The sequence below is a fragment of the Actinoplanes sp. NPDC004185 genome (assembly GCF_053603475.1).
This window is the reverse complement of sequence record NZ_JBSGFR010000001.1, coordinates 295,605-318,775: the sequence shown is the minus strand read 5'-3', so window position 1 is coordinate 318,775 and position 23,171 is coordinate 295,605. Positions and strand designations below refer to the sequence as shown.

Annotated in this window: 20 protein-coding genes; 10 read left to right on the top strand and 10 right to left on the bottom strand. The window is 73.1% G+C overall.

Going from position 1 to position 23,171, the window contains the following annotated elements:
* Positions 1-3 precede the first annotated feature (3 nt).
* Positions 4-924 carry a hypothetical protein gene (locus ACWEOZ_RS01420; protein ID WP_451908798.1) on the bottom strand — a complete coding sequence of 307 codons (921 nt, stop codon included), beginning with the start codon at positions 922-924 and terminating at the stop codon, positions 4-6.
* 96 nt (positions 925-1,020) lie between these two features.
* On the opposite strand from ACWEOZ_RS01420, the gene ACWEOZ_RS01415 reads away from it, so the two are divergent.
* Positions 1,021-3,258, top strand: a complete 2,238-nt coding sequence (locus ACWEOZ_RS01415) for a hypothetical protein (RefSeq protein WP_451908797.1) — start codon at positions 1,021-1,023, stop codon at positions 3,256-3,258.
* Positions 3,259-3,363: 105 nt separating this feature from the next.
* Entirely contained in the window at positions 3,364-4,950 is a 1,587-nt protein-coding gene (locus tag ACWEOZ_RS01410) for a GGDEF domain-containing protein (RefSeq protein ID WP_451908796.1), read from the top strand.
* Here the strand turns inward: ACWEOZ_RS01410 and ACWEOZ_RS01405 are convergent.
* From ACWEOZ_RS01405 to ACWEOZ_RS01390, 4 genes are read right to left on the bottom strand one after another with little or no spacing between them, the layout of a single operon-like run.
* Entirely contained in the window at positions 4,945-5,724 is a 780-nt protein-coding gene (locus ACWEOZ_RS01405) for an endonuclease/exonuclease/phosphatase family protein (RefSeq protein ID WP_451908795.1), read from the bottom strand. The genes ACWEOZ_RS01410 and ACWEOZ_RS01405 overlap by 6 nt on opposite strands.
* Entirely contained in the window at positions 5,721-7,247 is a 1,527-nt protein-coding gene (locus tag ACWEOZ_RS01400; RefSeq protein ID WP_451908794.1) for a phosphatase PAP2 family protein, read from the bottom strand. The genes ACWEOZ_RS01405 and ACWEOZ_RS01400 overlap by 4 nt, the downstream gene beginning before the upstream one ends.
* Before the next feature lie 45 nt (positions 7,248-7,292).
* Entirely contained in the window at positions 7,293-8,351 is a 1,059-nt protein-coding gene (locus ACWEOZ_RS01395) for a YihY/virulence factor BrkB family protein (RefSeq protein WP_451908793.1), read from the bottom strand.
* A complete protein-coding gene (locus ACWEOZ_RS01390; RefSeq protein WP_451908792.1) occupies positions 8,348-9,319 on the bottom strand; it encodes a diacylglycerol/lipid kinase family protein in 972 nt (323 codons plus the stop codon). The genes ACWEOZ_RS01395 and ACWEOZ_RS01390 overlap by 4 nt, the downstream gene beginning before the upstream one ends.
* Before the next feature lie 94 nt (positions 9,320-9,413).
* Between ACWEOZ_RS01390 and ACWEOZ_RS01385 the strand changes: the two genes are divergently transcribed.
* The 4 genes from ACWEOZ_RS01385 to ACWEOZ_RS01370 are packed head-to-tail and all read left to right on the top strand — an operon-like array spanning position 9,414 to position 12,122.
* Positions 9,414-10,256, top strand: a complete 843-nt coding sequence (locus ACWEOZ_RS01385; protein ID WP_451908791.1) for a YndJ family protein — start codon at positions 9,414-9,416, stop codon at positions 10,254-10,256.
* Positions 10,253-10,759, top strand: coding sequence for a DUF1990 family protein (locus ACWEOZ_RS01380; protein WP_451908790.1), 507 nt, complete (start codon positions 10,253-10,255; stop codon positions 10,757-10,759). The genes ACWEOZ_RS01385 and ACWEOZ_RS01380 overlap by 4 nt, the downstream gene beginning before the upstream one ends.
* Complete coding sequence (locus ACWEOZ_RS01375) at positions 10,756-11,532, top strand: MBL fold metallo-hydrolase (protein WP_451908789.1); 777 nt, start codon at positions 10,756-10,758, stop codon at positions 11,530-11,532. Before ACWEOZ_RS01380 ends, ACWEOZ_RS01375 begins: the two co-directional genes overlap by 4 nt.
* The gene (locus ACWEOZ_RS01370) at positions 11,529-12,122 is read left to right on the top strand and encodes a DedA family protein (RefSeq protein WP_451908788.1); all 594 of its coding nucleotides are present in this window, start codon (positions 11,529-11,531) and stop codon (positions 12,120-12,122) included. Before ACWEOZ_RS01375 ends, ACWEOZ_RS01370 begins: the two co-directional genes overlap by 4 nt.
* Here the strand turns inward: ACWEOZ_RS01370 and ACWEOZ_RS01365 are convergent.
* Positions 12,119-13,051: a serine hydrolase gene (locus tag ACWEOZ_RS01365; RefSeq protein WP_451908787.1), complete on the bottom strand. Its 933-nt coding sequence runs from the start codon at positions 13,049-13,051 to the stop codon at positions 12,119-12,121. The two genes, ACWEOZ_RS01370 and ACWEOZ_RS01365, sit on opposite strands and share 4 nt — an antisense overlap.
* A 101-nt stretch (positions 13,052-13,152) precedes the next feature.
* Between ACWEOZ_RS01365 and ACWEOZ_RS01360 the strand changes: the two genes are divergently transcribed.
* The 3 genes from ACWEOZ_RS01360 (at position 13,153) to bla (ending at position 18,103) form a co-directional block, all read left to right on the top strand.
* Complete coding sequence (locus ACWEOZ_RS01360; RefSeq protein ID WP_451908786.1) at positions 13,153-13,890, top strand: hypothetical protein; 738 nt, start codon at positions 13,153-13,155, stop codon at positions 13,888-13,890.
* Positions 13,891-14,094: 204 nt separating this feature from the next.
* Positions 14,095-17,160, top strand: coding sequence for a glycosyl hydrolase (locus ACWEOZ_RS01355; protein ID WP_451908785.1), 3,066 nt, complete (start codon positions 14,095-14,097; stop codon positions 17,158-17,160).
* 61 nt (positions 17,161-17,221) lie between these two features.
* A complete protein-coding gene (gene bla, locus ACWEOZ_RS01350; RefSeq protein WP_451908784.1) occupies positions 17,222-18,103 on the top strand; it encodes a class A beta-lactamase in 882 nt (293 codons plus the stop codon).
* Here the strand turns inward: bla and ACWEOZ_RS01345 are convergent.
* Together ACWEOZ_RS01345 and ACWEOZ_RS01340 are read right to left on the bottom strand one after the other, a co-directional pair.
* Positions 18,054-19,100, bottom strand: coding sequence for a serine/threonine protein phosphatase (locus ACWEOZ_RS01345; protein WP_451908783.1), 1,047 nt, complete (start codon positions 19,098-19,100; stop codon positions 18,054-18,056). The two genes, bla and ACWEOZ_RS01345, sit on opposite strands and share 50 nt — an antisense overlap.
* Before the next feature lie 40 nt (positions 19,101-19,140).
* Positions 19,141-20,304, bottom strand: coding sequence for an outer membrane protein assembly factor BamB family protein (locus tag ACWEOZ_RS01340; protein ID WP_451908782.1), 1,164 nt, complete (start codon positions 20,302-20,304; stop codon positions 19,141-19,143).
* 133 nt (positions 20,305-20,437) lie between these two features.
* On the opposite strand from ACWEOZ_RS01340, the gene ACWEOZ_RS01335 reads away from it, so the two are divergent.
* Positions 20,438-20,689: a hypothetical protein gene (locus ACWEOZ_RS01335; protein WP_451908781.1), complete on the top strand. Its 252-nt coding sequence runs from the start codon at positions 20,438-20,440 to the stop codon at positions 20,687-20,689.
* A gap of 46 nt (positions 20,690-20,735) precedes the next feature.
* Here ACWEOZ_RS01335 and ACWEOZ_RS01330 read toward each other — a convergent pair whose 3' ends face one another.
* Positions 20,736-21,911, bottom strand: coding sequence for a cytochrome P450 (locus tag ACWEOZ_RS01330; protein ID WP_451908780.1), 1,176 nt, complete (start codon positions 21,909-21,911; stop codon positions 20,736-20,738).
* An 85-nt stretch (positions 21,912-21,996) separates the two neighbouring features.
* Complete coding sequence (locus tag ACWEOZ_RS01325) at positions 21,997-23,040, bottom strand: S1 family peptidase (protein ID WP_451908779.1); 1,044 nt, start codon at positions 23,038-23,040, stop codon at positions 21,997-21,999.
* Positions 23,041-23,171: the final 131 nt, after the last annotated feature.

The window sequence follows — 23,171 nt, the reverse complement described above, 5'->3', positions numbered from 1 at the left end:
AGCTCACGCCGCGGCGATCACCACGTCGCCGCCGAGCCTGCCGTGCTCCGGCCGCCGGGTCACCGACCCGGCGGTCAGCAGCGCCTGCAGCACCCGCGTCGCGTCGGCGGCCCGGTAGACGGTCTCGGTCAGCGCGAAGGTCCGCAGGTCGGTCACCGTGGCCTCGCCCACCTCGGCGAGATGGGCCAGCAGCTCGCGGCGCAGCGGCCCCGGATGCGGGCTGAGCGAGATGTCGATGAGGTGACGCTCGGGATCGCCGGGGTCGCGGTAGCGCACTCCCGCATACTCGTCGACCGCCCAGAGCGCGTCCTTGAAGCCCTCGAGGTTCTTGCCCGACTGGGTGGCGAACACCAGCACCTGCCCGGGCTCCTCCCCGGTCGCCAGCTCCACCGCCGCCACCAGTGGGAAGCCGGCCGCCCGCAGCTCGGCGCGGTAGTCGTCGGCCACGAACCCGGGGGCCGGGACCACGATCACCGCCTCCGCGGGCTTGCCCGCGGTCAGCGCCGCGACGGTCGCCGGCAGCGGCGGCCCGCCCGCAGCGGTCGCATCCAGACAAGCAAGCAGCGGTACGCGCCCAGCCCCGACCGCCTTCAACGCCACCGCCAGCCGCGCGTCCGTGCCACCGGACACAGCCTGCACGGTCAGCCCGGCACCCGCGCCGGCCTCCTGCTGGATCGCGGCGAGCCGCGCACCGACCTCGCCGACCTCCTCACCCAGCGCGAGCATCGTCAGCTCCCGCCCCCGGACCAGGTCGGACTGGTCCACGAAGACCCGCAAGGCGGCCTGCGCCAGCTCCGGCCCGGTATCGGCGTAACCGTGCACATAGGTGGCGCGGCGGGCCCGGTGCAACGCGGCGGGCGCCCACGCCTCGAGGTGGCGGACGAGGATCTCACGTTTGACGTCGGCGACGCTGTCGGCGGTCATGACCTCGTTATACGGCGTCGCGTCGCGGCCCGGCGGGCCGGGCCACCGCAAGCCGGGTCTTGTACCGAGGGTGTCTGAGCAGACACTATGAGGCACGTGGCACCTCCGCTCGCCGACCTCACCGCCCAGGCCCAGCTCCTCACCTCCGCGGGGGACCTCGCCGGGGCCAGGGACGTGCTCGCCGACGCGCTGGACCCGGCCGACGCCGACCCGCAGCGCGCCTCCCCCGACCTGGCACTGGCCGCGGCCCTGCAGGCCCGGATCCTGATCGCCCTGGGCGACCCGCACGCCGCCCGCACCTGGGCCGGCTTCGCGCACGCCGCGGAGGAACGCCTGCACGGCTCGCACGACGAACGCACCATCGCGGCGGCGGCGACCCACGCGGCGGTGCTGCACCGGGTGGGCAACCACGGCCGGGCGGCCCAGCTCTACCACGACCTGGTCGCCGAACTGACCGCTGTGGACGGCCGCCTGTCGGCGCGGGTGCTGGCCGCCGAGGCCGACCTGGCCACCGCCGAGCACGCGTCCGGGCAGTGCACGGCAGCCCGCACCAGGCTCGCCGACGCCTGGGCCCGGCACAACCAGGCCCACGGCGAGGACGCCCCGGCGGGCATCAAGATGCTGGCCCGGCTGGCGGCGATGGAACGCGAGTGCGGCCACGAACGCGACGCGCAGCAGCACTTCAGCCGGGCCCAGGAGCTGTGCGCCCGCTACCTGCCGCCGGACCATCCGCTGGGCCGGCAGGTCGCCCGCCTGGCCGGGGGGCAGCCCTCGGGCCGGCACACCTGCGGCCAGGTGCAACGCTCGACAGGCCCGGCAGCGGACGGCCCGGCGGCGGGCGTCACCCGCGTGCCGGCGGCAACCCCGGGAGTCCATCCGGTACGCCAGGAGCCCCCGGCACCGGGTGACCCGACCGGCCGTCACGCCCGCCCCGAGCCACCGGTCCCCCTCCCCCTGATCTCTCCGGCCGCACCGCCCACCCCGACCGCCGACACTGCTTCGCCGCCCGCGAAGGTGCTGGCCGACGAGAGCGCCCCGCCAGCCGAGGCGGCCGACACTGGCCTGCCGCCCACGAGCGTGCTGGCCGCAGAGAGCGCCGACCAAGCAGACAGCACCCCGGCACCCCCGGCGGCCGACACTGGCCTGCCGCCCGCGAGCGTCCCGCCGGATGAAAGTGCCTCGCGGACCGGGAGTGCCCACCAGGCTGACAGCGCGCCGGCGGCCGAGACTGCTCCACCTCTCGACAGCGAGAGCGCCCACCCCGCTCAAACGCCCCACCCGATCGGGGCTGTGCCGCCGGTGGAGACGACCCGGGCGGAAACTGGCGACCCGTCCCCCTGGGTGGGAAGCACCCCCTGGGCCGAGACCGCACCACTCCCGGCGGCCGGCGAGGACCCGCCGCAGCTCGAAGTGACTCCGCCGCCGCAGGCTCACGGTTTCACCCCGCGGCGCCCCGACTCCGCCCCGCCGCAAGACGCAGCGCCCGCCGAGGCCGCGGCGGGTGCCTGGGTGACGCCGCCCCCGCCGATCCCGGTCCAGGCGCAGCAGGCCTGGCCCGAGACGGCGCCCCAGCCGCACATGGCCATGGCCGCACCGGCCCCGCCGACCTACCGGCCGGCCGAAAGACCGGTCGACAGGCCAGTCGAAAGGCCGGTCGACAGGCCGGTCGACAGGCCGGTCGAGCAGCCGATCCAGCAGCCCGTCCAACAACCGGTCGAGCAGTCACCGCAGGGCTGGGCCGTGGAGCCACCCGGCCCTTGGCCACCCGACACGTTCCCGCCGGCCGCGTACCCGCCCGACACCTATCCGCCCGGCCCGCGGCTCCCGGTGGACGAGACCCCCTCGTCCGAGGTGAGCCGTCGTCTGCCCGTACCGGTGGAGAAGCGCCGGCACCCCCTCGTGCTGGCCGCCGTGCTCGTGGCCGGCATCGCGGCCGCGGCCGCGATCGTCGTCGCGACCTGGCCCCGCGAGGACGCCCAGCCCGCGGCGGGCCCGGCCGCCCCGGCTTCCGCAGGGGTCTCAGCGGCCCCGCCCGCCGCTTCGGCCTCGGCCCGGCCGAGCAACGCCGCCGTCGCCCCGACCCGGGTGACGTTGTCCGACAACCGGGACAGCGTGGCGCTGACCTGGCGATATCCGAAGGGTTCGGAGGGGCCGGTGCTGATCTCCGGCGGCCGGACCGGGCAGGAGCAGCGGGCATTCCAGCAGCTACCCGCCGGCACCACCGACTATGTCGTGTACGGGCTCAACCGGCAGAACAACTACTGCTTCTCCGTGGCCGTCGTCTATACCGTCGACCAGGTCGCGGCCTCCGAGGCGGTGTGCACGAAGCGGTAGTGACCGACTTGCAACCCGGCAACACCTCAGCAATCACCGCCCGCGTCCGATCGCAACGGTTGCCGAGGACCCACCGGGGACTCAACGGGGAAAGCAGGATCGCGGGTGACGACGGAGGCGGCAGAGACAGCCGGCGCCGTGGCCGTGGACGAGCGGACGACGCTCGAGGCCACCCTGGCGGAGCTCGAGGACCGTCCGCCGTCCCAGTTCCGTTCGCTGGCGACGCCCGCCGCGCTGATCCAGCGCCGGGCCGATGAGCTCGGCGCCGAGGATCTCGCCATGCGGGCGCGGCTGCTGCGGGCCATGTCGCTGGTCCGGGAGGGCCGGTCCGAGCAGGGCGGCCGGCGTGCGCACCAGGTGCTGGCCTGGGCCCAGCAGCACGACCACCCGTTCCTGCTGGCCCGCGCACACCGGGTGCTGTCGCTGTTCTACCGGCAGATCGGTGACCTGTCCGAGGGGCTCAGCCACGCGGTGCAGTGCGTCGCCAACCTCACCGACGACGAGCCGCAGAGCGTCCGGGCGCTGCACCTGATGCGGCTGGCCGTGGCGCTGGACGAGAGCGGCTCGACCGAGGAGGGCGACCGCCGGTTCCGCGAGGCGCTCACCATCGCCACCGAGATCGGCGACCTCGACCTGACGATGAACATCCTCAACAACATGGCCTACACGGCCTTCGAGAACGACGACGAGCCCGGTGCCCGTGAGCTGATCCGGCACATGCACGAGGTCCGGGAACGCAGCGGCCGCGACTTCGGGGCGCTGGAGATCGACACCATCGCCCGGATCGAGATGATGAGCGGCAACTACGACGCGGCCGAGGAAGCTCTGCACGTCATCCTCGACGGCGCGACCTCCGCGCTGCTCAGCCACGAGGGGGACGCCCCGGCGGTCTGCATGCTCACCCTGGCCGAGGCGCGCCGGCTCAGCCGCCGCTATGCGGCCGCCCAGGAGGCCCTGGACGCGGCGGTGGCGCTGGCCGAGGAGCGCGGCCTGGACCGGGTACGGGCCCAGATCCGCGAGGAGCAGGCGGCCCTGTTCGCCGCCACGGGCCGGTACCAGGAGGCCTACGACGAGCACCGCGCCTTCTACGCCGCGGCCAACGCCCTGAACTCGAGGCAGCGGGAGGCGCAGGCGCGGGCTCTGCAGGCGGTCTTCGAGGCGACCGAGGCGCGCCGGGCCAGCGAGCACTTCCGGGAGATGGCCCACCGGGACGCGCTCACCGGCCTGTGGAACCGCCGGTACGTCAACGAGCGGCTGCCCGCCCTGCTCAGCGAGGCCGTGGCCGGGCGGACGCCGTTGTCGCTGGCGATCCTCGACCTGGACCACTTCAAGCGGATCAACGACACGCTGTCGCACAGCACCGGCGACACCGTGCTGCAGGAGGTGTCCCGGCTGCTGACCGACACGGTCACCGGACCGATGATCGCGGCACGGATCGGCGGCGAGGAGTTCCTGCTGGTGCTGCCGGGCCTGGACGCCCAGGAGGCGGCCGACTGCTGCGAACGGCTGCGGCTGCGGATCCGGGCGCACGCCTGGGAGCCGGTCACCGGGACGATGCCGGTGACGACGAGCATCGGCGTCACGACCGCGCCGGAGGGCCGGGCGACCACGTCGACGCTGCTGTCGCTGGCGGACCGCAACCTGTACGTGGCCAAGCGGGAGGGCCGCGACCGCGTGGTGGCGGACCTATAGCTCCAGGTCGACGGCGAGCGGGTAGTGGTCGGAGGCGTACTCGGCCTCGGCACCCCGCAGCACCCGGGCATCGGTCGCCCGCGCGGCGACCGGCGGGGCGGCCAGCAGGTAGTCCAGCCGCATCCCGGTGGCGGAGAACTCGTGGCCGCCACCGCGGGTCGTCGGCACGGTGTGCCCGTCGCCCTGCCCGGCTCTCGGCCACAGGTCCACGAAACCGGCGGCGGTGAAGGCCGCGATGGCCCGGGTGTCCGCCGTACCGTCGGGGGTCGTGTGCCGGCGGCGGTACGGCTCGCTGAGGGCCGCCAGCCGCTCGGTGTGGTCGGTGTCCGGGTCCAGCGAGTTGAGATCGCCGGCGAGCAGCACAGGCCCCTTACCGGGCCGGTGCCGCGCCGCCAGGAAGCGGGCCTCGCGCAGCCGCCGGTACGGCGAGAGCGCGTTGAGATGGGTGCTGACCACCGTGAGCTGACCGGCCGTGGTCGGCACCCGGACCGCCGCGGCGGCGTGATGCAGCCGCCACCGGACGCCGGACCAGTCGACGATCCGCAGCGGCGGCCGGACCAGCACCGCGACGCTCTGCCCGAACACCGAGCGGGCCAGGAACGGCGTCATGCCCAGCGCCCCGGCCACCTCCCGCATCCGCCGGCCCGGGAAGCCGCGCAGCTCCTGCAGCGCCAGGATGTCGGGGCTCTCCCGCCGCAGCAGGGTCACCACGGCGTCCAGCCGGCCCTTGCTGCCCCCGGTCTTGATGTTCCAGGTCAGGAAGCGGACCGTCACCGCACCGCCTCGGGCGTACCGGCGGGGACCGTCGTCTCGGTGAGGTCGCGGTGCGCGTCGCCCTCGGTGAGCTCGCCGGCGTCGGCCCGGTTGCCCTCGGCCACGTCAGCGTTGGGCCGCACCACGACGTAGAGCAGGGTCAGCCAGCAGGCGGCCAGCACGCCGGCGCCCAGGAAGTCGGTCGGGTGGTGCATGCCGCGGTACATCCGGGACAGCGCGACGCCGGCCGGCATGATCACCGCGAGGGCCACGAAGACCCAGCGCCACCAGGCCCGGATGCGCGGCACCAGCAGGATGGCGATGGCGGCGTAGAGGCACATGGTGGCGGCGATGTGCCCGGACGGGAACGACGAGGTGGGCATCTGCCCGTCGAGCTGCTCGACCGGCGGACGCGGGCGGCCCACCGCAGCGGCCGCGGACAGGAACAGGCTCAGCTCGCCGAACATGGCCAGCACCACGAACAGCACCGGGCGCCAGCGTCGCCACAGGGCCAGCACCAGCGGGCAGAACACCAGCGAGACCAGCAGGATCATGTGGGTGTCGCCGGCCTTGCTCCACAACCAGCTGAAGTGGTCCAGCGAGGGCGTCCGGAACGTCTGCAGCCAGCGGTCGAAGCCCACGTCGGCGGAGGCGATCCAGGTGCCCTCGGTGTGGTTGGTGACGGCCCAGCCCAGCAGGTAGAGCACGCCGAAGATGAAGACCCAGCCGACGACCAGCTCGGCCGCCTTGGCCCACGGGTGCGGCAGCAGCTTCTCCTCGTCCGGGGCCGGGGTGACGTCGTGAGCCGCCTCCGGCTCGAGTCCCTCCTCCAGCGGGCGGACGGGCTGCCCGACCTCGCGGCGCCAGAGCCGGAACGCGTACGCGGTCACACCCAGCCAGGCCGCGCCGAGCAGCCAGCCGGCCAGCACGTCGGACAGGAAGTGCACGCCGAGCGCGATCCGGGTGACGCCCACGGTCACGACGATCAGCGCGACCAGAGCGATCACCGCCTTGCGCCAGCGCGGCGCCACGGCGGGCAGGAAGACCAGCAGCAGGGCCCCGTACGCGACGAACGAGCCCAGCGCGTGCCCGCTCGGGAAGCTGTTGCCCGGCGCCCCGGACACCGGCACGTCGACGACCGGGCGCAGCCGGCCGACCAGCGTCTTGAGGGACGGGTCGAGCAGCAGCGCACCGACGCCGGTGACGACCAGATACGCCGCCAGGCGGGTCCGGCGGCGGATCAGCAGCAGCACGACGGCCACCGACACCAGCCACATCATCACCGGACGGCCGCCGAGGTCGGTCAGCGCCTCCAGGACCGTGACCACCGGCTTGTGCGGCGCCACCAGCCTGTTGAGCGACTCGGCCACGCCCCGGTCGAGGCTCTGCAGGGGTCCCCAGTGCAGCCGGACCAGCAGCATGAGCAGGCCGAAGCCCAGCCCGACCGCGATGACCGCGAGCAGGCCCAGGACGCTGCGTCCGGTGAAGTGCCGCAACGGCGCCCAGCCGACCCGTCTGTGGATCCTGCCTTCGTCGGTGGACATCGTCGGCTCCTGCTCGTTCGGGGGTCACGCGGTGGTGCGCGGGACTTACCCTTTCGACTCCGCGCTCACACCGGGGTCGCGCTGGCGCGGCATCTCCCCGTCGACCGCGTCCGGTGCCGGCGGGTCGAAGCTCTTCAGGTCGGTGTCCGGGCCCGGCTCCCACTGGTCGTGCTGCGCCGGCCGGACGACTCCGACCCGTTGCGCCTCCAGCTGCGCGGCGAAGGACAGCCCGAGGAACAGCGAGATGCCGGTGAGGTTGGCCCAGACCAGCAGCGCCATGATCGCGGTCAGCGGGCCGTAGGTGGCGCCGAAGCCGTCGCTGACCCGCACGTAGCCGGCCAGCAGCAGGCTGGCCACCCACCACAGCACCGTGGACAGCGTGGCCCCGAACAGCAGCCAGGTCAGCGCGGGCTGGTTGCGCCGCGGTGAGTGCCGGAAGAGCAACCCGACCGCGAAGACGATCAGCAGCAGGCTCAGCGGCCAGCGCACCAGGTTCCAGGCCGTCATGGCGCCGTCGCCCCAGCCGTACTGCCGGGCCAGGGACTTGCCCGCCGAGTGCCCGGCGACCAGCAGCAGGAAGCCTAAGAGCGCGGGCAGGCCGGCGATCAGCGCCAGCACCGCCGCCCGGAGGTACTTGGGCAGGGCGGGACGGTCGCGTTCGACGCCGTAGATGCGGTTGGCGCCGCGTTCGATCTGGGCCATGGCGGTGGTGAGCGCGAACAGCCCGGTGATCAGACCCAGGGCCAGGGCCAGCTCACCGGCCTCCTCGGTGCGTTCGTCGTCCTCGAGCAGCTCCGTGACCAGCGGCTCGCTGGCGCCGGGGGTCAGCGCGATGACCGTGTCGGCCACCACCTGGCCGCCCTCCTCGACGCCGAGGTCGGTGGCCAGACCGGACAGCGCGATGAGGAACGGCACGATGGCCAGGCAGAGCTGCAGGGCGAAGGCCCGGGAGTGGCTGAAGCCGTCGCCGTAGCGGAACCGGACGAACGCGTCGCGCAGCAGCGGCCAGCGCCCGTAGTGGCGCAGGGCGAGGAACGCGTCGTCGGCGGAGAGTTCGTCCCCCGGCATCATCCTGGTCTCGGGGACCGGCTCCGTGCTGCTCATGCTTTCTCTTCAGCCGCGGCGCGCACCCCCTCGGCGGCCCGCTTCGCCGCGCTGCTGTCGTACGCCAGGTCGGGGTCGCCGGCGGGCTGCGGCACGCAGAGCAGCAGCGCCCGGTGCCGGACGTGGACCTTGAGCGTCTTGCCCGGGTCGATCAGGTCGCCGTCGAGCTGGCGGGGCTGGGCCCGGTTGCTGAAGATCTCCACCCGCTCGGCGGAATACGTCTCCATCAGCGGCACGCTCTTGCGCCGGCGCACGACCGCCCAGCCGAGCTCGGCCCAGTGCCGCAGGCTGCGCGGGCTCAGGATGGCCACGTCGAGCTTGCCGTCGGCGGGCTCGGCCTCGCTGAGCAGCCGTACGCCGCCCTGCAGCCGGCCCACGTTGCCGACGATCACCGAGCGGGGGCGCCGGGGCATGGGGGCGCCGCCGTCGATGACGATGCGCACCCGCATCGGGCGGTCCCGCAGGTGCTTGGCCGCGCCCCCGACGTACGCCAGCCAGCCGATGTGCTTCTTCGCCGTCTCCGAGGTGCCCTCGAGCATCTGCGCGTCGAAGCCCATGCCGGCCATCACGGCGAAGCACTGGTCGCCGACCGCGCCGACGTCGATGCGCTTCCGGCCGCCCTCGATGGCGACCTGCACCCCGGTGGCGGCGTCGGTGCCCAGGCCGAGGTTGGCCGCGAGCAGATTGCCGGTGCCGGCGGGCAGCACGGCCAGGGCGACGTCCGTGCCGGCCAGGGCGGTCACCACGGCCATCACCGTGCCGTCGCCGCCGCAGACGAACACCAGCTCGGCGCCGTCCTTGACGGCCTGGGCGGCCTGCCCGCGGCCGGCGTCCTCGGGGGTCGTCTCGTGCCAGGCCGGCTCGGGCCAGCCGACACTCGCGACGCCTTCGCTGACGATGCGGCGCAGCAGGTCGAGGTCGCCGACCTTGACGGGGTTGTAGATCACGGCTGAGCGAGGTCCTGTCACGGCCGTCAGTGTGCAGGACGCACATCACAACGGCGACCCGGGTGCGGGTGCGTTAGAGTGAATTCAGTTACTTGAACATGTTCAAGATGGGGAGGTGAGGTCGGTGCGGGTGCTCGTCAACCTGCTCGTCGCCGTCGGCATGCTGGTGATCGTGCCGGCCGGGCTGCGGCTGATCCGGGACCCGGCGGTCGCGTTCGCCCGGCGGTGCTGGCCGTTCGGAGCGGTCGCCGGGGCGGTGAGCCTGTGGCTGCCCCGCGGCACCGTGGCCACCAGCCTGGCGACGGCGTACGCCGTCGCGGCGGCCGTGCTGTGTGCGTACGCGCTCAGCCGCCCGGTCCGCCCCCGCCGCGAGTGGCCCACCGAGGCCGCCGTGCTCACCGCCCTGATCAGCCCGGCCATCGCCGCGAGCGCGCTGATCGCCGAGCGGGCCGGCTACCACCTGTTCGGCTTCGAACTGGGCATTCTCACGCTGACGGTGGCGCACTTCCACTTCGCGGGCTTCGCGGCCGCGCTGATAGCCGGGCTGCAGAGCCGCCTGACGCCGGGGCGGGCCGCCGACGCCGCGGCGCTCACCGTCCCCACCGGGACGCTGCTGGTGCTGCTCGGCTACTTCACCGCCGAGGCGGTCGAGCTGGCCGGGGCGCTCGTGCTCACCGCGGGCATGTGGACCGTCGGCTGGCTGACCTGGCGTTACGCGCGCACCGCGCCCGACCGGCTCACCGCACTGCTGCTGGGCTGCTCGGCCGTCGTGCTGGTGGCGTCCATGGCCCTCGCGGTGAGCTGGGCGCTGGGCGAGGCCACCGGGCTGCCGCATCCGTCGCTGGCCTGGATGGCCGCGACGCACGGAGTGGCGAACGCCCTCGGATTCGCGGTCTGCGCCATGGTGGGCCGGCACCGCGCCGGGGCATATCTGGGATCTGAGGAAGGGACGTCATGAGTGAGTTCACCTACGCCGAGGTCGGCGCGACCCGGCACGAGCCGCTGCCCCCGGGCTACCGGCAGCTGCACTACCGCACGGAGCTGGGCCGCGACGACTTCGCCGCGGCGGCCGACGCGATCCTGACCTTCGGCATGCACCGGGCGACCGGGGCCCGGATCCGCGCGACCGCCGACCGCGCCGCCCCCGGCGTCGGCGTCACTGTCGGGCTCGGACCGCTGGTCGTGCCGTGCCAGGTGGTGTGGGCCGCGGACGACGGCGACCGGGCCGGCTTCGGCTACGGCACGCTGCCCGGCCACCAGGCCCGCGGCGAGGAGGCCTTCACGGTCGAACGGGACCCCGACGGCCGGGTCTGGTTCGCGGTGACCGCGTTCAGCGTCCCGGCCCGGCTGCCGATGCGGCTGGGCGGTCCGGTCGCGGTGCTGGCCCAGCACGGGTACGCCCGGCTGTGCGGTCGTGCCCTCAAACGACTCTGTGCCCGGTCCCGTACGGTTGGATCGTGAGCGACACGAGCGTCACCTGGTGGGGGCACAGCACGATGTGGCTGGCCGACTCCGGTGTCTCTCTGCTCACCGACCCGCTGCTCACCGACCGGCTGATCCACCTGCGCCGGATGGCCGGGCCCACGCCACGGCTGCCCGGCCCGCCCGACGCGGTGCTGGTGTCGCACCTGCACGCGGACCACTTCCACCTGCCGTCGCTGCGCGCGGTGCCCGGCGAGCCGCTGCTGATCCTGCCGCGCGGCGCCACCGGCTTCGTCGCCAAGGGTCTGGGCCGTGAGTGGGCGCAGCGCTGCGTCGAGCTCGAGCCGGGCGAGGAGACCACGGTCGGCGCGGTCACCGTGCGCGCGGTGCCCGCGGCCCACGACGGCGGCCGCGGCCCCTGGTCCAAGCTGCGCTCGACCGCGATGGGCTTCATCGTCGAGGGCGCGGCCCGCACCTGGTACGGCGGCGACACCGGCCTGTTCGACGGCATGGCATCGCTGGGCCCCCTGGACCTGGCCCTGGTCCCGGTCGGCGGCTGGGGTCCGACCCTCGGCGCCCACGGCCACCTGGACCCGGTCGACGGCGCCGAGGCCCTGCGCCGGGTGAAGGCGGCCTGGGCGGTCCCGGTGCACTACGGCACGTTCTGGCCGGCCGGCATGGGCCGCTTCCGGGCGCACATGTTCCACGACCCGGGCACGGAGTTCGCCCGCCGCGCCGCCGCCGCGGCCCCGGACACCCACGTGCGGGTCCTCGCCCAGGGCGAGACGCTCAGTTTCGAGCCGGCCACGTGATCTCCGAGCTCGGAGCCATGGGCTGGCTCGCGCTGGTGGTCGCCTTCGGCGCGATCGTGCCGATCGTGCCCACCGGCGCGGCGGTGAGCGGAGCCGCCGCGCTGGCCTTCCACGACCACCCGCCGCTGATCCTGCTGACCATCGCGGCCGGCGCGGCCGGGGCGTACGTGGGCGACCTGGTGATGTACGCGATGTGCCGGGCCGGCGGGGAGCAGCTGGCCCGCCGGCTGCGCTGGCTGCGCGACGAGGAACACCTGGCGGCGGTGAAGGAACGGCTGGAGAAGAGCCAGATCCCGGTGCTGCTGGTCTCCCGGCTGCTGCCCGGCGGCCGGGTGCCGGTCCTGCTGGCGGCGGCGTTCGTGGGCCTGAGCTGGCGCACCTTCGTGGTGGCGAACGTGCCGGCGTGCGCGCTGTGGTCGGCGGTCTACGCGGCCATCGGGGTGGTCGGCGGCTCGATCTTCCCGGAGCCGTGGGAGGGCGTGGTCGCGGCGATCCTGCTGGTCCTGATCATCAGCCAGATCGTGAGCCTGATCAGCAAGCGCCGGGCCGCCCGCCAGGCCGACGCCGAGGCGGAAGCGGAGACCGCTTAGTACTTCAGGTGCTGGCGGGTCAGCTTGGCGACCTTCTCCACCAGGGCCATGCCGCCTTCCATGCTCTTGTTGTTGTGCGAGAGCACAGCCACCGACACGTCGACGTCGTCACCCGAGGTGACCCGGCCGACCGTGTTGATCGCCCAGAGGCCGCCGTCAGCCGATCGGGTGTCCCAGCCGTTCTTCACCGTGGTGGTCTCGCCGTCCTTGGCCACCGCCGGCACGCCCCAGTCCTGGGCCGGATCGACCGTGCTCATCAGCGTGAACGCCTGCTTGCGGGAGGCCGCGTCCAGCGGTCCCTTGGTGTCGACCAGCTCGGACAGCAGCTTCACCTGGTCGTCGACCGTGGTCCGGGTCAGACCCCAGGAGTTGTTCACCGCGGTCTGCTTCAGGCCGAGCCGCTTGTTGCACTTGGTGACCGCCGGGACCTTGCCGATCCTGGTGAACAGCGAGGTGGTCGCGTTGTTGTCGCTCAGCCGGATCATCGGCTTGGCCAGGGCCAGCTCACCGGCCGACAGCTTGCGGCCGGCGTCCTGGGCGCGCAGCAGCGCACAGGCCAGCACCTGCACCTTCACGATGCTGGCGGTGTCGTAGCGCTCCGATCCGCGGTACGAATACTTCTGGCCCGTCTTCTTGTCGAGCACGGCGACGGAGAACTCCGGGGATGTGGCGTCGAGCTTCTTGAGGGCCGCGTCGAGCGCCTTGACGCGCTTGGCGCGCTGCTGGGCGGCGAGCTCTTCCGGGCTGGGGCCGGTCGGGGTCGGCGAGGCCGACGGCGTCGGGTCGTCACCGAAAGTGAGCGAGCGGGGCAGCACACCGCCGCCGGCGCCGCTGCTGCTGTCGGCGCGCATGCCGAGGCCGATCAGGGACGCGCCGCCCACGATCACCAGTGCCGCCATCGCGAAGATCCAGAGCCGGGTTCGTCGCACCCATGCATAGTGCCGTGCCCGGCGCGGGATGCCAAAACCTACTACCGGGTGCTTGAACGCCCTCACGGTTTGTCACTGGTCCCCGTGGGCACAATGGGCGCATGGCCCTGCTCCCGTCACCTGCCGCCCTCGTCCAGCTCACCCGGTATGCGGTCGGTCAGGTGGTGGAGACGGCGGCCTCGGCGGCCACCATCCCCTTCCGTCTGCTCGGGCTGCTCGGGCAGACCGAGCTGCTGGTCAGCCGGATGACCCTGCTGGCCGAGCGGGCCGAGGGCCTGATCGGCCGGGTCGACGGCGTGGTGGGCGACATCGAACAGACCCTGCGCGACACCAAGGTGGTCATGGCCGCGGCCGCGCTGGCCGTCGACGAGGCCACCGCCGTGGCGGCCCGGGCGGCCCTGGTCGTCGACGGTGCCGGCACTGCCGTGACCGGCGCGTCCGCGCTCGTGACCGACGCCGGACGGATCACCGACGCGGCGTCCGGGGTGGTCCGGCAGGCGTCGGCGACCTCGGCCGAGGCCCGCGAGCTGCTCGACGGGTACGCGCCGGCCCTGCGCCGGGCGGCCCCACTGGCGGTGCGGTTCATCGAGGAGCTGACGCCCGAGGAGGTCACCGCGGCGATCCGGATGATCGACGAGCTGCCGCAGCTGCGCAAGCACCTCACCGAGGACGTGATGCCGCTGCTCGGCAAGCTCGACCAGGTCGGTCCGGACCTGCACTCGCTGCTGGAGGTCACCAACGACCTGCACCTGGCGATCATCGGGCTGCCGGGTCTCAAGATGCTGCGCCGCCGCGGCGAGGAGCGCGTGGCCGAGGACGACGCGACCAACGGCCGCTAGGAACAGCGCCGGGTCCGCGGTCGGCCACCCGCTCGCGCAAATGCCGGCAAATCCGCTCTGAGCAGGACCTATTCACGTTTGTAAACATTGACGAAACACAGGGTGACGGCTAATCTCGCGGCACCCGTGAGAGCGCTCTCACGCTCGCCCGTGGTCCACCGCCGCGGCTCCGGCGACCCCCGTCCCCATCGGAGGCACCTGGCTATGACATCCCCGCTCCCCCCTTCCCCCGTCTCCCATCGGCGGCGCCGGTCCGGCCGGCTCGCCGGTCTGGCCACCGCCGTCGTGGTCGCCCTCGGCTCCGGCGCCCTCGCGGTCGCCGTCACCGGCTCCGCCGAGGCCGGAACCGTCGGCGCCGGCAGCTACACCGAGACCCTCCCGGCCGGCGCCAAGCTGCCGACCGGCTGTGGCGACATCGCGACCAACCCGCGGCAGTTCCTGACCGCGAACGCGCCGGCCGGTGCGGTGCCCACCAACGACTGGTGGTCCTCGCTGGTGTTCAAGAAGGGCGACGAGTGCAACTTCTCCCAGCCCCTGTTCGCCCACCCGGCCGCGTACAAGCCGGTGGCGAGCGGGCTCGGGATCTCGTACCAGACGGACGCCGCGATCAGCGGCAGCCCCACCGGCCTGGGTGAGTACCACTTCCCGTACGCGCAGCACGTGGTGGTCGGGGTGGCCGGGCTGAACGCGCCGCGGGCGCTGGTGGACGGCTGGAGCGACTCGACCGTCACACCGTCCTGGAGCGACGGCACCCGGACCATGAAGGCGACCATCGGGCACGGCCTGCCGATGTCGTACTACCAGGTGACCGGCGGCGACGCGCTGATCTCCGTGGTCGGGCCGCCGACCGTGTGGCAGAACAGCGGCAACCGGATCGGCTGGTCGATCGGCGGGCACGACTACGTCGCGTACGGGCCGGCCGGCTCGACCTGGGCGCTGAGCGGGAACACCTTCCGGTCCAGCCTGGCCGGTCGCGGCTACTTCTCGGTCGCGGTGCTGCCGACCACCTCGGGCACCAGCACGGCTGACAAGACGTCGCTGGCCGACCGGTACGGCGCGGTCGCGCACAACCACGTCACCGGCACCCGGGTCTCGTACACCTACAACCAGGCCGGCGGGACGGTGAACACCACGTACGCGTTCACCACCACCGCCCGCGAGGGCAGCGGCTCGGGCACGGTCATCTCGCTCTACCCGCACCAGTGGCGTTATCTGTCCGGCGGCTCCCCGCTCGCCCAGACGTACGTCTCGCCGCGCGGCGCCATGAAGACGGTCATCGGCTCGTCGTTCCAGACGTCCATGAAGTACACCGGCGTGCTGCCCGAGGTGCCGGCCGTCGGCGACTCCTCCGGCGCGGACCTGTCGCAGGTCACCACGTTCCTGAACAACGAGCTCACCAATCCGGCCGACTTCCGCGGCGACGACACGTACTGGACCGGCAAGGGCCTGGGCCGGGCCGCCCGGATCGCGGAGATCGCCGACCAGCTCAACCTGACCGCGGTGCGCGACTCGGCGCTGAACGTCATCCGCACCCGGATCACCGACTGGTTCACCGCGTCGGCGGGCAAGACCTCGCGGGTCTTCTACTACGACCAGAAGTGGGGCACGCTGATCGGCTACCCCGCCTCGTACGCCTCCGACGAGGACCTCAACGACCACCACTTCCACTACGGCTACTTCATCGCCGCGGCCGCCACCCTGGCCAAGTTCGACCCGCAGTGGGCCTCGGCCGGCCGGTACGGCGGCATGGTCGACCTGCTCATCCGGGACGCCAACAACTACGACCGCACCGACACCCGCTTCCCGTACCTGCGCGACTTCGACATCTACGCGGGCCACGACTGGGCCTCCGGGCACGGCGCGTTCGGCGCGGGCAACAACCAGGAGTCGTCGTCGGAGGGCCAGAACTTCGCCAACGCGCTGATCCAGTGGGGTCAGGCCACCGGCAACACCGCGGTGCGCGACGCCGGCATCTGGATCCACACCACCCAGGCCGCCGCGATCAACGAGTACTGGTTCGACGTGCGCAACGAGAACTTCCCGGCGAGCTGGGGGCACAACTACTCGGCCATCGTGTGGGGCTCCGGCGGCGCGTACGCGACCTGGTTCTCCGGCGAGCACGCCCTGGTGGTCGGCATCAACATGCTGCCGATGACCGGCGGCCAGCTCTACCTGGGTGACTACCCCGAGTCGGTGAAGAGCACGTACGCCGAGCTGGTGCGCAACAACGGCGGTGAGCCGACACTGTGGCGCGACATGCTGTGGCAGTACCTGGCGCTCGGTGATCCGGACGCGGCGCTGGCCAAGTTCCGGGCGAACAGCTCGTACACCTCCGAGGAGGGCGAGAGCAAGGCGCACACGTTCCACTGGCTGCGCAACCTCGCGGCGCTGGGCCAGGTCGACACCGGCGTGACGGCCAACCACCCGCTGGCCAAGGTGTTCAGCAAGGGCGGCGCGAAGACCTACGTCGCGTCGAACATCACCAACACCGCGCTGACGGTGACCTACTCGGACGGCAAGTCGCTCAGCGTCCCCGCCGGCAAGACAGTGGCCAGCGGCGCGACCAACTGGAGCGGCGGCAACGCCAACGGCGGCGGAACGGTGACGACGCCGCCGACCACGCCGCCCACCACGACCCCGCCCGCGTGCACCACCGGACCGCTGCTCTCGCAGGGCAAGACGGCCACCACGTCGTCGGTCGAGGCCGGCTACCCCGCGAACCTGGCGGTGGACGGTGACGCGGCCACCCGCTGGTCCAGCGCGTTCGCGGACCCGCAGTGGCTGCAGGTCGACCTCGGGACGGCGCAGCCGCTGGGCCGCGTCGAGCTGAGCTGGGAGGCCGCGTACGGCAAGGCGTACCAGATCCAGACCTCGGCGGACGGCACGAGCTGGACCACCGCCGCGACGGTGACCGCCGGGACCGGCGGCACCGTCACCCACGCGATCTCCGGCAGCGCCCGCTACGTGCGCATGTCCGGCACCGAGCGGGGCACGCCGTACGGCTACTCGCTGTTCGAGTTCAAGGTGTTCGGCACCTGCGGGACCACGACGCCGCCCACCACGACGCCGCCGACCACTCCGCCCACCACGACGCCGCCGACGACCCCGCCGGCCACCCAGCCGGCCGGCACCGCGTGGGCGGCGAACACCGCTTACCCGGTGGGCGCGATCGTCACCTACAACGGTGTGCGGTACCGCTGCCTGCAGGCGCACACGTCGCTGGTGGGCTGGGAGCCGTCGAACGTGCCGGCGCTCTGGGCGGCCGTCTGACGGTGTGACCCACTCTGCCGTTTCACGTCCCTTTCACGGACAAAACGGCAGGGTGGGTCGCATGAGTGATCACCTGACTCGACGTACCGTGCTCACCGGCGGCGCCGCGACCGCGGCGCTGCTGCTCCTGCCCGGCTCCCCGGCGCAGGCCGCCACCGGCCTGCGCCGGCTGGAACGGGACTACGACGGCCGGATCGGCGCCGTCGGGATCGACACGGGCACCGGCCGGACCGTCGCGCACCGCGCGCACGAGCGCTTCCCGCTGCTGTCCACCTTCAAGGTCCTCGCCGCGGCGGCGGTCCTGGACCGCGCCCGGGGCCGCGAGCCGGGCCTGCTGGACCGGGTCATCCACTGGACCGCGGACGACCTGCTGCCGAACTCCCCGATCACCGGCGCGCACGTCGCCGACGGGCTCACCGTCGCGGAGCTGTGCGCGGCCGCCATCGACTACAGCGACAACCTCGCCGGGAACCTGCTGCTGGAGCGGATCGGCGGACCGGCCGGGCTGACCCGCTACGCCCGCTGCCTCGGCGACCCGGTCACCCGGCTGGACCGCTGGGAGACCGAGCTCAACGACTGGTCACCGGCGTCCCCGCGGGACACGACCACCCCCGCGGCCATGGCCACCAACCTGCGCAACCTCACCGTCGGCCACGAGCTGCACCCCGAGGACCGCGACCGGCTGGTCGGCTGGCTCCGCGCCAACACCACGGGCGGGGCCCGGATCCGGGCCGGTCTGCCGGATTCCTGGACGGTCGGCGACAAGACCGGCTCCGCCGACGCGTACGGCGCGGCGAACGACATCGCGATCGTCCACCCCCCGACGGGCGCCCCGCTGATCCTGGCCATCTACACCAACCGCACGGCTCAGGACGCCACCTACGACAACGCGGTCATCGCCTCGGCGGCGACCCTGCTGGCCTCGGCTCTCGGCCGGCTGTGAGCAGCTCCCGCGCCGGGTAGGGAGTGGTCTTGGGTCCGGCGACCAGGCGATCGTAGAAGTCGTTGAGCAGCTGGACGGTGGGGCCGTACCGGGTGATGACGGCCCGGGCGTACGCCGGCAGTCCGGACCCACCGGCGCGGATGACGGCGCCGCGGCCGGCTTGCGGGGCGAGCCGGCCGCACAGCCAGTTGACGAGGTATCGCCGGGTGTCCCAGCGGTCCCAGTCCCGGTGCAGATCAAGGAACGCGACCTCGGCCGGTGAGAGGTCGAACGCCCGGTCGAGGGCGAGCCCGAAGTCGGCCCGGTACAGCCGATGACCGTCGGTGAGGACGTTGCCGGGGTGGGCGTCGAAGTGGACCAGGCCGTGTGCCCGGGTGACCTCGGTGGCCGCCCGCAGCTCCCGGTCCGCGAAGGCGGTGGCCCGTTCGCCGTCACCGGCGTCGAACCGTTCGGTCAGCCAGGCGTGCAGCGTCCACGGCAGGAATTCCAGGAAGAGCACGACGCCGGCGGTCGCGGCCTCGATCGCGGCGAGACGGCGGGCGACGGCCGGGTCGCCGTCCCAGTCACCGAAGTCGGGGAGCCGGGCGGGCGGGGACGGCAGGACGCGCCAGTGGTGCAACAGCGGGAACCGGGGCGACACGCCGTCGCGTACCCACTGCGTGGTGGTGTGGTGGGTGGTCAGTTCCCGCCAGGCACCGAAGCCGGTGGAGCCGACCCCGTACTGGTAGCAGGTCGGCAGACCGAAGACGTTGGCGGTGGAGCCGAGGTGCCCGGGGCGGCGTTCCCGGTCGGTCAGCGGGATCCGCTTCACGAACACGGGCACCCCGGCCACGTCGAGCCGGGCGGTCCGCCCGCCGATCCCCACGCCCAGCGGCGTCGCGGCGTCGACCCGGGCGGCCAGCTCGGTGTCGTCCAGCCCGGTCAGTGCGGCGCCGACGGCCCGGTGCCGGGCGAGCCGGGACGCGAGTGAGCCGGCATTGCCATGATCTGCCGCCATCCAGCGATCTTGGGCGGGCGCGGGGAACGGGTCAACTCGATCAGCGCGCGTACCCGGAGAGGGTGTTGCCCTTGATCGCGTAGAGCCGGCCGCCGGTCACGATCACATTCCCCCCGACGACCGCGCCGATCTGGGTACCGGCGGAGGCGCGGGCGCCGCTCGCCGCGTGCAGGATGCCGAGCGGCTTGCCACCGTCCACGGTGGCGTAGAGCAGCCCGCCCGCGCGGACCGGCTGGCCGGCGTTGCCCGCCAGGGACACGGTCCACCGGCGCGCGCCGGTGCCGGCGTCCAGGGCCTCGATGCTCTTCGCCATGGCCCGGTAGACGCGCCGGCCGTCGGTGGCGATGAGCGGGCTGGCCTTGCGCGCGGCGGTCCACCGGACGGTGCCGGAGGCGGCGTCCACGCAGACCATCTCGTTGCGGCTGCCCGAGGCGAAGAAGACGTCCCCGGCCGGGCTCGCCGCCTGCCCGGCCCACGCGACCTTGCGGGTCCACAGCGCCGCGCCGGTCGTCACCGACAACGCGGACGTGCCCACCGCGCCGACCCGGCTGACCAGCACCCGGCCACCGGCTGACACCCCGGCGGAGGCGTGGTCCGCGAGCTGCCAGCGCTGCGTGCCATCGCCGACGGCCAGGCCGATCACGGTCGGGGTGTCGGACATCGACTCCCCGGAGACCACGGCGATCCCCCGGTCGACGACCAGCGACTCCACCGGCGCCGACACCGGCCTGGTCCAGACCAGCCGGCCCGAAACGGTGTCGAGCGCGCGGACCGTGCCGTCCGGGTCGCTCTGCGACTGGCAACCCTGGTTGGCCACGATGAGCAGGCCACCGGAGACCGCCAGGTAGGGAGTGCTTTCATCCTCCGGCGACGGCCAGGTGAAACGCCACGACAGCCGCCCGGTCCCCGCCTGGTACGCCGAGACACCGGTCTCCTGGGCGACGAAGACCCGCCCACCGGCGACAACAGGCACGGCCGCCCGCGCACACCGTTCCCGGGCCTCCGGAAGCGCGACGGTCCACCGGCGCCGGACCGCGTTGATGCTGCTCGCATTGATCACCGACTCGCCGGGGTTGTAGTACGTGTCCCCGGCGCTGTAGCCGGGCTGACTCCATTCCGCCGCGACGGCGGCCTGCGCGGGAACGGGCACAGCGAGCACACCGGCGGCCACCAGGGCGACACCGAGAGCAGGTAGGACGGGCAACGGACCTCCAGAGATCGAGCGGCACGAACGCTGTGAACGTAAACGGGCGTCATGCCGCCGGGAGGCGTCTTCGCTGGATGATCACCCGCCCCGCGTTTCATTTGCTTCATCGACGTCTGCCCATACCAAGTGGTTGACAAGCACGTCGGCGGCCGGTGGCGACCAGGAACTTTCAGGTCTCGTACCAGGGCACGTCGTTCGGCTACCGGCTGCCCGCGGGCGCCACGACCACCTTCACCTGGCCGAGCACGGGCGGCACCACCCCGCCGCCGCGACGACCCCGCCGGCCGGCCGGACCGGGGCTGTCACCAGCGCCAACGGCAACCTGCCGCAGATGGGGACCTGCACCGCCGGGCCGAACCAGCGCTGGACCCTGCCGGCCTGACCGGCGGCGGGTGTGCGCGCCTCGACCGGCGCGCACACCCGCCGGATCAGCTGCCGGTCGTGATCATCAGACCGGTCAGCTCGTACGACGCGATCTCCTTGCGGATCCCCACCTTCGGGGGGCGCACCATGCGCAGGCCCGGCAGCGCGAACAGCTTGCGGAGGAAGATGTCCGTCTCCTGGATGGCGATGTACGCCCCCGGGCAGCGGTGCGGCCCGTCGCCGAACGACAGCCCCGCGTCCCCCACCCCGTCGGCCAGGGACCGGCCCGGGCAGACCGCCGCCGGGTCGGTGCCCACCGCCGCCGGGTCCAGGTTGGCCGCCGCCACGCCGATGTCGACCCGCGCCCCGGCCGGGATGGTCGCGTCGCCCGTCCGCAGCTCCGCGGTCGTCCACCGGGCCAGATTCGCCACCACCGGCTCCAGGCGCAGGATCTCGTGCAGGATCGCCACCCGCTGCTTCTCGTCGCCCTGCGTGTACGCCGCGCGCAGCTCCTCGTCGGTGAAGAGATGCCAGGCCACCAGGGTGATGAACTCCCGGGTGGTGACCATGCCGGCCGCCGCGAAGGTGACGCACTCGCCGAGGATCTCGCCGCTGGTGCAACCCTCGCCGAGCAGGTGACTGATCAGGTCGTCGCGGCCGCGCTCCTTGCGGGCCTTGATCGCCGGGCGGACGTCCCGCCAGAAGAACAGCGCCATGTTGGCGTTCGAGCGGATCTCCTTCCAGGACCTGATCAGGCGGTTCGGGCTCTCCTTCTCCTCGAAGAAGCGGTCCAGCCGGCGCGCCATGCCCGGCCCGCTCTCGGCCAGCCCGATCACCTCGGCGGCCACCGCCACCGCCAGCCGGAAAGACAACTGCGAGAGATCCACGGCGCCGCGGCGGCGCAGCGTGTCGCACTGCTCCTCGGCCAGGCGGTCCATCAGGGACGCGTACGCCGTCTCGACTCGTCTCGGGGTGAAGTATTTCGCGGTCTGCCGGCGGTGCTCGCGGTGCTCGGGGCCGTCGCGGTAGAGCACGGGCATGCGCATCCGGCCCTCGAGCTTGACGGCGTTCTCCACCCCGAAGCCGGCCTGCCGGGTCTCGGTGCTGCGCAGCACCGACCGGGCTCCGGCGAAGTCCTGGACGTGCCAGACCTCGTCGGCGCCGGCGTGGACGGGGCAGCCGGGGGCCAATTCCCCTCGTGCGATCTTGCGGGCGGACTCGACCGGGGTCTCAGCTGACATGGATCGATTCTCGTCGTTGCGGCGCTCATGGGAAAGGCCCCACCCGGGCTCGGGTGAGGCCTTTCTCGGTGTGGAGCTGAATCGATCAGAAGACCGAGACGCCGTACACGCTCAGCGGCTCCGTCACCGGCTGGAAGTACGTGGTGCCGCCGCTGGAGCAGTTGCCGCTGCCGCCCGAGGTCAGGCCCAGCGCGGTGGTGCCGGAGTAGAGCGAGCCGCCGCTGTCACCCGGCTCGGCGCAGACGCTGGTCCGGATCAGGCCGGAGACCGAGCCTTCGGCGTAGTTGACCGTGCTGTTGAGCGCGGTGACCCGGCCCGAGTGGATGCCGGTCGTGCTGCCACGGCGGTAGACCGTCGCGCCCACGGCCGGGGTGCCGGCCGAGGTGATGTCCTGCGAGCCGACCGCGCCCGACTTCGTGATCGAGGTGTTGGTGTAGCGCACGATGCCGTAGTCGTTGCCCGGGAAGCTGGTGCCGGCCCGGGTGCCGAGCGTCGTCGAGCCGTTCGTCCACGTCGCACCGATGTTGGTGCAGTGACCGGCGGTCAGGAAGTAGTAGGTGCTGCCGCTGCGGACGTTGAAGCCGAGCGAGCACCGGCCACCGCCGGCGTAGATCGCGTCGCCACCGGAGATGGTGGGCTGCAGCTTGCCCGGCACGGACTCCAGGGTGGCCTTGTCGCCGAGCTTGGCCACAATCGCCTTGACGGTGGCCAGCTTGGCCCCGGTGACCGTCTCGTCGGCGGTCACCACGATCTTGTTGCTGACCGGGTCCAGGCCGAACGAGGTGCCGGGCGTCTTGAGCTCGGCCTTGAGAGCGGAGTCGGCGGCGGCCATCGCGGCGCCGCTGTGGGCGACGTAGCGCGGGGTCGCACCGGCGGCGGACACCGACTTGGCGGTGGCGGCGTCGGTCACGTTGACCACGAGCTTGCCGGCCGAGTCGACGTACGAGCCGGCGGCGGCGGTGCCGAACTGGGTGTCCAGCTTGGTGGCGAGCGCGGAGGGGGCGAAGGACGGGTCGGCGGCGGGGCCGGTCGGGGCGGCGGACGCGGGTGACGCGAACGCACTGCCCACCAGCAGCACGGCGGCCAGGCCGACGATCGGTCGGCCGAGCTTCGAGCCGGGGTTACGCACAGGTTCCTCCCAGGGGGACGGGGGTACGCCGGGTCTCCGGTGTACCGGTGCCTCCCTGAGTATTGAGCTGTTTCGATGCCGACTCAAGGTCGGTCATTGTTTCCACAATGTGAAGGCAGCACCCACCAAAC